The sequence below is a fragment of the Streptomyces sp. NPDC079020 genome (assembly GCF_044542225.1).
In the GTDB taxonomy this organism is placed as follows: Bacteria; Actinomycetota; Actinomycetes; order Streptomycetales; family Streptomycetaceae; genus Streptomyces.
The window spans coordinates 25,514-37,821 of record NZ_JBITUB010000002.1 but is presented as its reverse complement, the minus strand read 5'-3'; the positions used below and the strand labels follow the sequence as shown (position 1 = coordinate 37,821).

Genomic DNA, 12,308 nt, shown 5'->3' with positions numbered 1-12,308 from the left:
TTCCGGGACCGGTTGCGGAACCGGTTGCGGAACCGGTACTGGCGATCGATGGCCACGGCCTTCCGCGCCTCGTCCGCTTCACCTCGCTCTGCCCTGCTCAGCCCTGTCACTGGAGACCTCTGATGCGTGTCACCATCGCCGATGTCGCCCGTGAGGCCGGCGTCAGCAAGACGACCGTGTCCCGGGTCGTCAACCTCAAGGGCGAAGTGGACGGCTCCACGGCCTCCCGTGTTCGTGAAGTGATCGCACAGCTCGGCTATGTGCCCAGTTCGGGTGCCGTCGGACTGGCCCGCGGCAGCAGCCGTAGGGTCGGGATGCTGGTGCCCTCGCTGACCTGGCCGTGGATGGGTGAACTGCTCCAGGGCGTCGTCGACACCGTCGAGGCCGCCGACTACGGACTGCTGCTCTTCACCTGCAACCGCGGCGCGGAGTCCGTACAGCGCTTCACCGCCCAGGTGTCGGCGCGTGCCTTCGACGGACTCGTCGTCGTGGAGCCGGAGAACACGCTCGACCATCTGACCGCGCTGTACCGCAAGGGTCTGCCGATCGTCCTCATCGACGACCGCGGCCACCACCCCGAATTCCCCTCCGTCGTGACCACCAATCACGAGGGAGGTGCCTCGGCGGCCCGTCATCTGCTGGCCTCGGGGCGCACCCGGCCGCTGGTCCTCACGGGTCCGCAGCACTTCGGCTGCGTACGTGACCGGCTCAGCGGTTTCCGTTCGGTCCTGCCCACCGACCTGGTCGCGGACGGGGACTTCACCGAACGGGGCGGCCGCCTCGCGGTCGAGGAACTCCTCGCGGCCGGCGTGGAGTTCGACTCGGTCTTCGCGCACAACGACATCAGCGCGACGGGCGTGCTGCGAGCCCTGCGGGCCGCCGGACGCCGCGTTCCGGACGACATCGCGGTGGTCGGCTTCGACGACATCCCGATGGCCGAGCACACCGCCCCGCCCCTGACCACCGTGCGCCAGCCCACCCGGCGGATGGGTGAGACGGCGGCGCGGATGCTGCTGTCCCACCTCGGTGGCACGGCCGTACCGGACGAACCGGCCGTGCTGCCCACCGAACTGGTCGTGCGCCACTCGGCGCCGTAACGGGCCCGGCCGCGCCGGACACCCGCCCGCATCCCCGACCGTCGCCCCACCCGCACGCCCCGCAACACCCGGCGCCACCCGCATCTTCCGCAACACCCGCACGCCCTGCACCACCCACACGGTCCGCAACACCCGGCGCCACCTGTGCCGCCCACACGGCCCGCAACACCCGCACGCCCGGCCCCGTGGCTCCGGGCCGTATGGACCCCGGGCCGCGGGGACGGTCCCGAGGCGCACCCGGACGGGCAGCGGCGCGCGCTGCCCGTCTGGAGTAGCGTGAAGTATGAGGAAAAGGCTTTTTCCCACGCTCATGGCGGGCCTGCTGCTCATGCTGGCAGCGGTGGTCTTCGCCCTGGTCCCGGCTGCGTCCGCCGCCCCCGCCGCCCCCGCCGCCACCATCAACGATGCCGCGCAGGAACTGCGGAAGGACCCGGTCTACGTCGACCCCGGTGCCCGTGACCAGCTCTCCACCAGCCAGGAGAAGGCCCTGGAGAACAAGATCACGGACGCCGACAAACCGGTGTTCGTGGCCGTCCTCCCGGCCACCCCGGCCTTCCCCGCGGAGGGCCTGCTCCAGACCCTGCGCGCCGAGACCGGTATCACCGGCGTCTACGCGGTACGCCTGGGCGACGGGTTCAACGCGGGCGCGGACCCGCAGGTCATGCCCACCCGGGCGGTCCAGAACCTCTCGGCGGCCGTGAAGGCACCGGCCACCGACACCGGCACGGCGGCCCAGCTCAACGCCTTCGTCGACAGCGCGGTGGAACAGGCCCGGGGCAGCGCCCCCGCCTCCTGGTCCGGCGGCGGCACGGACAACGGCGGGTTCCCGGCCGGCGGCCTGATCGCCCTCGGCGCGGTCGCCGTGGCCGGCGGCGCGGGCGCGTACGCGATCGCCCGCCGCAACCGGCGCCGCAAGGAGGAGGAGGAACGGGCCGCCCTCGACAAGCTCCGGGTCGTCGTCGACGAGGACATCACCGCGTACGGCGAAACCCTGGAGCGCCTGGACTTCCACCCGGCGGAGAAGGGCGCGGACGACGCCATGCGGGCCGACTACGAACGGGCCCTGGACTCCTACGAGAGCGCCAAGTTCCGGATGGAGCAGGCCCGGCACCCCTCCGACGTCCGTCCGGTCACCCAGTCCCTGGAGGACGGGCGCTTCTCCCTCGCCGTCCTGGACGCCCGCCGCACCGGCAAGCCCCTCCCGGCCCGCCGCCCGCCCTGCTTCTTCGACCCGCGCCACGGCCCCTCGGTCGCGGACGTGCTGTGGACCCCGTCCGGCGGAACGGCCCGCGAGGTGCCCGTCTGCGGCGCCGACGAGGTACGGCTGCGCGAGGGCGAGGACCCGATGAGCCGCACGGTCGACGTCGGCGACGGCCGCCGCCGCCCCTACTGGGAGGCGGGCCCGGCCTACGGACCATGGGCGGGCGGCTACTTCGGCGGCGGCCTGCTGCCGGGCCTCCTGGTCGGCACGATGCTCGGCTCCATGCTCGCCACCCCGGCGTACGCGGGGGAGTACGGCGGCGGTGACTTCGGCACGGGCGCCGGAGGCGACTGGGGCGGCGGCGACTTCTCCGGCTCCGACTTCGGCTCCTCCGGCTTCGGCGGCGGAGGCTTCGGGGACGGCGGGGGTTTCGGCGGGGGCGGCGGAGGCTTCGACGGCGGCGGGTTCTGAGTCCGGCCCGGGGTCCCGGGGCTACGGACCACGGTCCGGGCGCCGGGGGTCCCCGGGCCGGACGCGGGTGAACCTCCATGCGGGCGAACGCCGTCTGCGGATGTCTGCGATCCACCGCAGTGGGATCCGCAGTGCCTCAGAGCTCCGCGCCAGGCGTGACGGGGCAGGCCGCAGCCGGAGGGCGGTGGGAAGCGAGGAGACTCAGGGGCGCAGCTTCGGCAGGAGGTGCTTGGCCGTCGCTTCCATGGCCGCGAAGGCGATGTCCGTGTCCTGCTCGTTCATCGGGTGCCCGCTCTGGGTGTGGAACTCGCAGTCGAGGTTGCTCTCCCGGACCACCAGCCGGAGGTCGGCCTTCCAGGGGCCGTCCTCCGAGGAGACATAGCGGTACGCCTGGTTGCCGAGCCCCTTGACGTCGGTCAGGGAGGAGTCCGCGACCTCGGCGGTCTCCCTGCTGTGCCGGTGCGCGCCGATCGCCTTGCCGATCTCCTTCCAGGCACTGCACAGGGCGACGGCACGTGCGTGCACCGTCGTGCCGTTGCTGAGCGACTGCTTGCACTCCGAGCCGCTGGACACCGCCGGATCGCCCCCGGTCTCGCGGCCCTGCGGTGCGCTCGCGAAGGGAGCGACGGCGGTCGCGAGTTCGGAGAAGTCGACCAGATCGCAGAGGCGGTCCGGTGCCGGGTAGGTGCCGGGCCCGGTGGTGCGTTCGGCGGAGGACGGGGGTGCCGATGCGCCGGACGGGCCGTCCCCGCCGCAGCCGGTCGCTGCGGCGGACAGCGCCGTGATGACCAGGACCATGCCTGTGCTGCTCCGACGTGTACGCATCATGACGTCCCCCTCGACCCCGACCGGCGCAGTCCTGGGGGAAGGCTAGCGGACCCCGCCACGCGTGGTTGCTGCTTGGGTTCGGAGACGAACTGGCCTTTCTCTGAAGGGAGTCCGGGCCCCTGGCCGGTGTGGGCGGCCATCGGCGGGGCGGGGCAGCCGGCACGGCGGGGGGTGCAGGTTACACCCCCATCAGGCCTGCTGCCCGGATGGTCCGGCGGATCCTGAGCAAGCAGGCTGAACACGTCCGGTTCTCCTAGGTAAGGAACTCTCAGTGTTCAGCTTGAAGTCGGTGCGCAGCAGCGCGGTACGCACCACTGCCGTCGGCGCCCTCGCCGTCGCGGCCTGCGCCACCCTGATGACCGGCAGCGCCGGGGCGATCGTCAACGGGTCCGATGCCACCGAGCGCTACCCGTTCATGGCGACGATCCCGGAGTCGGCCCCTGACCACGGCCTGTACGACGGCAACTGCGGGGCATCACTGATCGACCGGCAGTGGGTGCTGACGGCGGCCCACTGCGTCCAGGGCGACGGCCTTGAGCTGGACGGCATCGTCCGGATCGGCAGCCCGGACCGGAAGTCCGGCGGAACCGTCCGGGCCATCGAGCGGACCGTCGTCCACCCCGGCTATGTGAACGGCGGCGGGAAGGCCGCCAACAAGGACGACGTCGCGCTGGTCCGCCTCGACCGTCCCGTCGCCGAGAAGCCCATCCGTATCGCCGAGCGCGCCGCACGGCCCGGCACCCCGACCCGGATCCTGGGATTCGGCACGACCGTCAACACCGAGCTGAAGTTCGCGGAGCGGCTGCAGGAGCTCGACACGCGCCGGGGCTCCACTGCCGAGTGCGCCCCCGGCTACGCGGACCGGACCCGGTTGTGCACGATCAGCCGCGTTCCCGAGGCCATGGCGTGCTTCGGGGACTCCGGGGGGCCGCAGCTCCAGAAGGGCCGGCACGGACGGTGGGAGCTGATGGGCGTCACATCGGGCCCCGGCGCCCCGAACGTCGCCTGCTCGGACGGGCCCGGCCTCTACAGCAGCGTGCCCGCCTACGCGAACTGGATCCGGAAGACCATCAAGCACCACGCCTGACCGTGTACGGGCGGCCGGGGCGTCGAGGAGACTGTCTCCCGTACCGTGCTCAGTTCCAGGACCGGCACCGGTCCGACGTGCTCGAAGGAATCCAGTGGTGGCGACGCTTCCAGAGATAACAGCCCTGTTGGGCGAACCCCGGTTCAACTGGTCGGATCCGGCTCCGTGGAGGGAGCTGGAGCGGGAGTTCGGTATCGGGTTCCCGGCGGATTTCCGCGGGATCGTGGATGCCTACGGTTCGATCCAGATCAACAAGCAGCTGTATCTGAAGCACCCCGCCACCCATCTTCTGCACAGTCTGGGCAGGGAGATCAGGGGCGATCTCGAACTCTGGCGCGAGGAGGACATGGCGGAGTACCTGCCGAGTCCGGTGGGAGCGAACCCCGGGGAGCTGATGCCGGTGGCGACGGCCACCACGGGCGAGGCGGTCTTCCTCCGCAGTCCCGACACCCCCTCGTCGCCCTGGCGCGTCGTGGTCCAGGAGTTCGACAGCCCGGCCTGGACCCTCTACGAGATGACGTTCGGTGAGTGGTTTCTGGACTATCTCAAGGGCTATGACGTGACGTTGTGCTCCCGCAACTTCGCGCCCGACGGCCCGTTCTACGAATTCCTGAACTGAAAACGTGGTCGCACGGACCGGATCGGCGGGCATCAGGCGTTCGATCCGGTCCTGTGACGATCCGCTTCCCGCTCTTGGCCGCGTGCGGGGAACGGCTCTCCCCATGCCGAGACCCGGACGACCCTCGGAGGTCGTACAGATCCGTTGCACGGCCTCCCGCGCACCGGTACACACCAGCGGCTCCGGGTGACCACGGCGTGGGCGGACCGACTCAACTCCCTTACTCCGTATGCCTCGTGAGCACCCACAGCAGGAACGCGACGCCGCTGAACCCGGCGCCCAGTACGCACACGGCGCCCCACCCGGCCGCCGCGTACAGGGAGGTCGCGGCGAGGGCGCCGGTGGCGCTGCCGACCGCGTAGAAGATCATGTATCCGCCGATCAGCCGGCCGCCCGCGTCCGGGTGCAGCGCGTAGATCAGGGTCTGGTTGGTGACATGGACCGCCTGTACCGCCAGGTCGAGGACGATCACGCCGACGACCAGCGCCCAGAGTGAGCTGCGCGTGAGGGCCAGGGGCAGCCACGAAGCGGCGAGCAGCGCCAGGCCGATGCCCGTCGTCCGCCGGGAGAGCCCCCGGTCGTTCAGACGGCCCGCTCCGGCTGCGGCGAGCGCGCCCACGGCTCCCACCAGCCCGAATGCGCCGATGGCGGTGTGGGAGAGGGAGTACGGGGGCTCGCTGAGCGGCAGCGCGATGCTGCTCCACAAGGTGCTGAACGCGGCGAAGATCAGCAGGCCGAACGCGGCCCGGAGGCGGAGGAGCCGCTCCCGCGCGAACAGGGTGACCGTGGAACGCAGGAGCTGCCCGTAGCGCAGGGGGGTGGCCGGCGGTACGCCGCCGTGGCGCGGCAGCACCCGGTGCAGGACCAGGGCGAGTGCGGCGATGAGCGCCGCAGAGGCGAGGTAGACGGAGCGCCAGCCCGCGAGGTCGGCCAGGAGGCCGGAGACGGTGCGGGCGAGCAGGATGCCGATGACCACGCCGCCGGTCACCAGTCCGACGACCCGTCCGCGCTCGGCGGGAGGGGCCAGCGACGCGGCGAAGACCACCAGTGTCTGGGTCACCACGGCGAGCAGCCCCACCGCGCCCATGCCCGCGAGCAGGACGGCCGCGCTGTGTGCGGTGCCGACCACGGCCAACGCCACGACCAGCAACAGCAGTTGGGCCACGATGATCCGGCGGCGGTCGGCCACGTCCCCCAGCGGCACGAGGAGGAAGAGCCCCAGCCCGTATCCGATGTGCGTGAGCGTGACGACGCTGCCGACGAGAGCCGGGCTCATCCCGAGGTCGTGGCCCAGCGTCACCAGGAGCGGCTGCGCGAAGTAGACGTTGGAGACGGCGGCCCCGCAGGCGACGGCGAACAGCATGACGATGCCGCGGGACAGGGCGAACGGCGCACCCCCGTCGCGCGCCATGGTCCTCGGTACCGTCGCCGCGCCGTCGCCGCTCATGGAGTGCCCTTCGCAGTTGGTTTCATCTTGCTACCAGTAGGGACGGTAATCATTTTGGTAGCATGTTGCAACCAGTCAGGGAAAAGGAGGACCTCATGGTGAACCGGACACGTTTCGACGACAGCGACTGTCCCGTCGCGCGATCGGTCGACGCGATCGGTGACTGGTGGTCCCTGCTGATCGTGCGGGACGCCTTCGACGGAAGCCGCCGCTTCGGGGAGTTCCAGCGCAGTCTGGGCGTGGCGAAGAACATCCTTACCGCCCGCCTGCGTTCCCTGGTCGCCGGAGGTGTCCTCGAAACCGTCCCCGCCTCGGACGGCAGTGCCTACCGCGAATACGTGCTGACCCCGAAGGGCGAGTCCCTCTTCCCCGTCATCGTGGCCCTGCGGCAGTGGGGCGAGCGGAACTTCTTCGCGCCCGGCGAACCGCACTCCGAGCTGGTCGACCGGCAGCGGGGCGGCCGCCTGCGTGCGCTGGAAGTCCGGTCGGAGGACGGGCGGCTGCTGAACCCGGGCGACACCACCGTGCACAAGGTCGCCGGGGCGGGCCCGTCCGGCGCCTGACCTGCGGCGACAGCGACGACGGCGGGGTCCGGGCGGCGAGGGGTGCGCGGGGGGCCGGACTGGTCGATGCCACTCCTGGGGTTTGCTGTCCCGGCAAGTAGATTTGTCGTTCCGGCTGTGCTGCGCGCACTCTCTCCCGTAACAGGAGGTGTTTCGCATGAGCGGCATGAACAGCGTGATCAGCGTGAACGGCAGCGAGCAGCGGTACGACGTGGTGGTCGTCGGAGGCGGGGCGGCCGGGCTGGCAGGGGCCCTCGCCCTGTCGCGGGCGCGGCGTTCGGTGCTGGTGATCGACGCGGGCGACCCGCGCAACGCACCCGCCTCGCACGTGCACAACTACCTGGGCCGTGAAGGCGCCCCGCCCTCGGAACTGCTGGCGACCGGCCGGGCGGAGGTCGCCGGGTACGGGGGTGGGATCGTGCGGGGCGGCGTGGTGTCGGCGGAGCGGCTGCCGGGCGACGAGGGGTTCCGGGTCGTGACGGAGGACGGGTCCGCCCATGTCGCCCGGCGGCTGCTCGTGGCCACCGGGATCGTCGACGAGCTGCCCCCGGTGCCGGGTCTGGCCGAGCGGTGGGGGCGTGATGTGCTGCACTGCCCCTACTGCCACGGCTCGGAGGTCGCGGACCGTCCGATCGGCGTGCTCTCGGCCGGCCCGCTCGCCGCGCACCAGGCGCTGATGTGGCGGCAGTGGAGCCGGGACGTCACCCTCTTCCGCCACACCGGGCCGGAGTTCGGCGACGAGGAGTACGAGCAGCTGGCGGCCAGGGGCATCGCCGTCGTGGACGGTGCGGTGACCGGCCTGGAGATCACGGACGACCGGCTCACCGGGCTCCGTCTGGCCGGGGGCCGGGTGGTCGCGCGCGAGGTCGTGGTGGTCCAGCCCCGCTTCACCGCCCGGTCCGCCGTTCTGGAGAGCCTGGGGCTGGTCCCGGTCGCCCAGGAGACGGCCGGGCAGGTGATCGGGTCGTCCATCGCTGCCGGCCCGTCCGGGGCGACGGAGGTCCCCGGCGTCTGGGCGGCGGGCAATGTGGTCAACCTGATGGAGACGGTGATCGGCGCGGCCGACACGGGAATGCGGGCGGCCATGGCCATCAACGCCGACCTGATCGCCGACGACACCCGCCGCGCGGTCGAGGCGCGCCGGGCGGGGGCGGGAGTGGTCATCGGCTGATGCCGGTGGTTCCGGTGGTTCCGGTGGCGTCGGTGGTCCCTCGTACGCCGCGGGGATGCTGGGGACGCCGCCGTGGTCGCTGTTGCCGCGGACGGCCGCTACGACCCCGGCGCACCCGCCCACCCGTGCACGCCGGTGGCCGGCGCGACGACGTCCGAAGGCTCCGCCCCCGCCCCCTGTGTGACCGCCGCCCGCGGAAACCCGGACCGGACGGGAACTCCGGTGGCGAGGAGCCCGACAACTGGAGGAGAGCGTCCCGGACCGAACAGGAGCCCCAGTGAAACCCGTGAACCGACGCGATGCCCTCCGTACCTCCACCGCGCTGGGCGCCACCGGCGCGCTGGCGGGCGTCGCGAGCTCAGCGACAGCGGCGGAGGAGCGGAGAGCGCCGAGGAAACCGGCCGGTCCCTTCCGGGTCCAGGTCGTCATGTACGAAGGGGTGGAGGAACTCGACTTCGCCGCACCGTACGAGGTCTTCTCCGCCGCGAAGTTCTTCACCTCGCGGCCGGTGACGGTCGACTATGTCAGGGCCTCCGGACCGGCCGGCGTCACCGCCGCCTACGGCACGCGCCTGCGCGACATCGGCCCCTGGGAGCCCGGCAGGGCCGATGTGCTGGTCGTACCCGGCGGCGGCTACGCCCGGCGGGACAGCCCGGGGGTGTGGGCCGAGATCAACAGAGGCACCCTGCCGCGCGCGCTGGCGGCGGCGGTACGCCCCGGGCTCACCATCGGCGCGCTGTGCACGGGGGTCATGCTCTGCTCGGCCGCCGGCCTGACCCGTGGGCGCCCCTGCACCACCCATCAGCGCGCCCGTGCGGACCTGGAGCAGCAGGGCGGCGTACTGAAGAACGCCCGCGTCGTCGACGACGGCGATCTGGTGACCGCGGGCGGCATCACCTCGGGCCTGGAGCTCGCGCTGTGGATCGTCCGCCGTGAGCTCGGCCCGGACGCCGCGACCGGGATCGAGAGCATGCTGGAGTACGAGGCGCGGGGCACGGTCTGGTCGTCCTGACGCCGGGCCGCCGTATCCGCGCAGTCCGGCGAGGGCGGGTGATCCGCCGACGCGCACGGAGGGCCGGTGATCCGCCGACCCTCACGGGAGGGGCGGTGGTCCGCGGCCGCGCACCGGAGGGGCGGTGTTCGGCCGATCGCGCACGGAGGGCCGGGTCCGCCGACGCGCACGGGGAGTGGGCCGGTGATCCGCCGACCCTCGCGGGAGGGGCGGTGGTCCGCGGCCGCGCACCGGTCCCGCACGCCGAGCGCCCGCCTCCCACCCCCTGAGGGGAAGGGAAGGCGGGCGCGCTCGTTCCGGGGCGTGGCACCCGGGGAGGATCAGGCCTGCGGTGCGGCGGCCTTGATCGCGGAGATGTCGAAGTTCAGCTTGACCTTGTCGCCGACCATCACGCCGCCGGTCTCCAGCGCCGCGTTCCAGGTCAGTCCCCAGTCGGAGCGCAGGATGTCCGCGCTGCCCTCGAAGCCGACGCGCTCGTTGCCGTAGACGTCGGTGGCCGAACCGTTGAACTCCAGGTCGATGGCGAGGGGACGCGTGACGTCCTTGATGGTGAGGTCGCCGGTGACGCGGTACTTGTCGCCGCCGAGCTGCTCCGCCCGCGTGGAGCGGAACGTCATGAGGGGGAACTTCTCGGCGTCGAAGAAGTCACCGCTGACCAGGTGGCCGTCACGGTCCGCGATGCCGGTGTCGACGCTGGCGATCCTGACGTCGATGGAGGCCGCGGAGTTGGCCGGGTCGGACCCGTCCAGCTTCAGGGAACCCTCGTGCTCACCGAAGGAGCCCCGCACATTGGTGACCATGGCGTGACGCACGGTGAAGCCGATGCTGCTGTGGGCCGGGTCGATCGTGTAGTCGCCGGTCAGGGCGGCGAGCGCGGGGTCCACCGCGGGGATCTCGGTGGCGGTCGGGGTGGCAGTGGACTTGCGGTTGAACAGAGCCATGGCTCCTCCTCGGGGGACGTTTCGAGCGGCCGGGTACTGATGCCGGAGTTGTTGTTTAACCTTCAACGAGATTCACTGTAGAGCAATCTAGTTCAATGTTCAACATCGAGAGGTTCGGGTGCCCGCCACCGGTCGCCGGTCGCCGGCGGCCGGTCCTTGGTCACCGGTTGCCGTCCGGGCGCCTCGTGGTCGAGGGGTCGCCGGGCCGTGAGCCGGATCGCGCGCCAGCCGTGCGCCAGTCGTGCGTCGGCCGTACGGCAGCCGTGTGCCGGCCGTGTGCGGGACCGCGCGCCGGGCCGGGTGTCGCGATGTTCACCGCATGGCAACATGCCGACCTCTGGCGGACGCGCGTAGAACTCGGGCACTATCTCCCTGCCCGGTGTGTGCGTTCCGCGCGCCCGGCCACCCCGCAAATTGTCATGAGCAGGAGGAATCCCCCCATGGTGCCCCAGGCGACCCGCCCGAGAATCCGCTCCGCCCTCACCGCCCTGGCCCTTGTCCTCGGCGCGCTCTTCGTCCCCGGTATCGGCGCGCTCGGCAGCGGCGCCACCCAGGCGCACGCCGACACCAAGCTGACCCACGCGCAGGCGACCTCCCGGTTCAGCTCGTCCGGGGTCACCTGGTCGTCGTCGGGCGGCTGCTCCGACCGGAACGTGCCCACCTGCACGTCCTTCGACCAGTTGAACCTGGCGACCGCCCAGGGAGCCCAGACCCTGAAGAGCGCCACGGGCTGTGCGCTCAACATCACCGGCGGCACCGAGACCGGGCACGCCGGCGGTACGTACTCCCACTGGAACGGCTACAAGCTCGACTTCGCCAAGAGCACCTGCGTCACCAACTACGTCAAGGGTGTCTTCACCTACATAGGCGTGAGGGGTGACGGTGCGCCCCAGTACCAGTCCGGCTCCGGCAACATCTACGCGGACGAGGGCAACCACTGGGACGTGACGTTCTACAACTGCGGCGGCTGCTGACCGCGCCTCCCGCGAACGTACGGGTGCCCCCGTCCCGCCGGACGGGGGCACCCGCGTGTGTGGAGGCGCCGGGCCTCATCCGTCAGTAGATGGGGTCGACCGAGGGGCCTTCCGTCGCGAGCAGGTCGCGGGCGAACTGCTCCCACTGCGCGTACCGGTCGGGATAGGCGGAACGCTGCACCGCCTGGCACACCTCACCGGGCGCCATGGATTCCCAGCCGGCGATCTGGATCAGCCCGGGGTTGTTGCCGAACGGGGCCACCCCGTAGAAGGACTTGGACGAGGTGGCGACATCCGTGATCTGCTCCGGAGTGCCCCAGCCCATACTGGGCCGCTGCTGGAAGATGCCCAGCGAGTCATGGTCCACGGGGACCGTGTAATTGACGAACTTCGACTCCTGCATGGCCGTCATCAGGGCGATGACCTGACCCTGCTCCGGTATCTGCGCGCCCTTCCCGACGCCGATGACGGTGCGGGCGTTGGCGAGTTCCTCCGGCCCGAGATCGGACGGCACGGTGAAGACCGTACGCAATTCGCTGTCCGGGGCGGCGTCGAGCAGCCGTGCGGTGGCGGCGTCCACGGAGCCGGTGGGGCGGAGTCCGTGGTTCGCCTGGAACGCGCGCAGGCCATGGGATGTCGGGTCGGGGGTGGGCGAGGCATGGGCGGTGGCCGGAAGGGCGAGCAGAATTCCGGCAGCGGCCAGGCTTGCGAACATGCGGTGGGGGGTTCTGTTCTTTCGCATACAGCACGGTGTCGCGCACGGTAATCCAAAGTCAAGACCGTTGCAGGAAAGGCGAGTTGGGCTTTCGGAAGATGCCCCGTCCGGCGGCACTTCTTTCAGCGGTCGGACCAATGGCAGCCAATTCGCGCCGGTCAACACCACCTGTCGCGCGCCGA

12 protein-coding genes are annotated in these 12,308 nt (G+C 71.5%); 8 read left to right on the top strand and 4 right to left on the bottom strand.

Annotated features, from left to right (window positions below):
• Positions 1 to 122: 122 nt before the first annotated feature.
• Positions 123 to 1,097 carry a LacI family DNA-binding transcriptional regulator gene (locus ACIGJO_RS04195; RefSeq protein WP_399951844.1) on the top strand — a complete coding sequence of 325 codons (975 nt, stop codon included), beginning with the start codon at positions 123 to 125 and terminating at the stop codon, positions 1,095 to 1,097.
• A 283-nt stretch (positions 1,098 to 1,380) separates the two neighbouring features.
• Positions 1,381 to 2,769 carry a hypothetical protein gene (locus ACIGJO_RS04190; RefSeq protein WP_399951841.1) on the top strand — a complete coding sequence of 463 codons (1,389 nt, stop codon included), beginning with the start codon at positions 1,381 to 1,383 and terminating at the stop codon, positions 2,767 to 2,769.
• Between the two features lie 201 nt (positions 2,770 to 2,970).
• On the opposite strand, the gene ACIGJO_RS04185 is transcribed toward ACIGJO_RS04190, so the two are convergent.
• Positions 2,971 to 3,597 (bottom strand): hypothetical protein, encoded by a 627-nt coding sequence (locus tag ACIGJO_RS04185; protein WP_399951838.1) that lies wholly within the window; start codon positions 3,595 to 3,597, stop codon positions 2,971 to 2,973.
• A gap of 271 nt (positions 3,598 to 3,868) precedes the next feature.
• Between ACIGJO_RS04185 and ACIGJO_RS04180 the strand changes: the two genes are divergently transcribed.
• Together ACIGJO_RS04180 and ACIGJO_RS04175 are read left to right on the top strand one after the other, a co-directional pair.
• Positions 3,869 to 4,684: a S1 family peptidase gene (locus ACIGJO_RS04180; RefSeq protein ID WP_399951835.1), complete on the top strand. Its 816-nt coding sequence runs from the start codon at positions 3,869 to 3,871 to the stop codon at positions 4,682 to 4,684.
• 97 nt (positions 4,685 to 4,781) lie between these two features.
• A complete protein-coding gene (locus ACIGJO_RS04175; protein ID WP_399951833.1) occupies positions 4,782 to 5,303 on the top strand; it encodes an SMI1/KNR4 family protein in 522 nt (173 codons plus the stop codon).
• Positions 5,304 to 5,523: 220 nt separating this feature from the next.
• On the opposite strand, the gene ACIGJO_RS04170 is transcribed toward ACIGJO_RS04175, so the two are convergent.
• Positions 5,524 to 6,750 carry an MFS transporter gene (locus ACIGJO_RS04170; RefSeq protein WP_399951830.1) on the bottom strand — a complete coding sequence of 409 codons (1,227 nt, stop codon included), beginning with the start codon at positions 6,748 to 6,750 and terminating at the stop codon, positions 5,524 to 5,526.
• 95 nt (positions 6,751 to 6,845) lie between these two features.
• Here ACIGJO_RS04170 and ACIGJO_RS04165 point away from each other — a divergent pair, with 95 nt between their 5' ends.
• The 3 genes from ACIGJO_RS04165 (at position 6,846) to ACIGJO_RS04155 (ending at position 9,496) form a co-directional block, all read left to right on the top strand.
• Positions 6,846 to 7,313 (top strand): winged helix-turn-helix transcriptional regulator, encoded by a 468-nt coding sequence (locus ACIGJO_RS04165; protein WP_399951827.1) that lies wholly within the window; start codon positions 6,846 to 6,848, stop codon positions 7,311 to 7,313.
• Between the two features lie 157 nt (positions 7,314 to 7,470).
• Positions 7,471 to 8,484, top strand: coding sequence for an NAD(P)/FAD-dependent oxidoreductase (locus ACIGJO_RS04160; RefSeq protein WP_399951824.1), 1,014 nt, complete (start codon positions 7,471 to 7,473; stop codon positions 8,482 to 8,484).
• A 286-nt stretch (positions 8,485 to 8,770) separates the two neighbouring features.
• Positions 8,771 to 9,496: a DJ-1/PfpI family protein gene (locus ACIGJO_RS04155; RefSeq protein ID WP_399951821.1), complete on the top strand. Its 726-nt coding sequence runs from the start codon at positions 8,771 to 8,773 to the stop codon at positions 9,494 to 9,496.
• Between the two features lie 320 nt (positions 9,497 to 9,816).
• Here ACIGJO_RS04155 and ACIGJO_RS04150 read toward each other — a convergent pair whose 3' ends face one another.
• Positions 9,817 to 10,437: a YceI family protein gene (locus tag ACIGJO_RS04150; protein WP_399951818.1), complete on the bottom strand. Its 621-nt coding sequence runs from the start codon at positions 10,435 to 10,437 to the stop codon at positions 9,817 to 9,819.
• A gap of 440 nt (positions 10,438 to 10,877) precedes the next feature.
• Here ACIGJO_RS04150 and ACIGJO_RS04145 point away from each other — a divergent pair, with 440 nt between their 5' ends.
• Entirely contained in the window at positions 10,878 to 11,411 is a 534-nt protein-coding gene (locus ACIGJO_RS04145; protein WP_399951815.1) for a hypothetical protein, read from the top strand.
• Between the two features lie 82 nt (positions 11,412 to 11,493).
• Here ACIGJO_RS04145 and ACIGJO_RS04140 read toward each other — a convergent pair whose 3' ends face one another.
• Entirely contained in the window at positions 11,494 to 12,153 is a 660-nt protein-coding gene (locus tag ACIGJO_RS04140) for a peptidoglycan-binding protein (RefSeq protein WP_399951812.1), read from the bottom strand.
• Positions 12,154 to 12,308 lie beyond the last annotated feature (155 nt).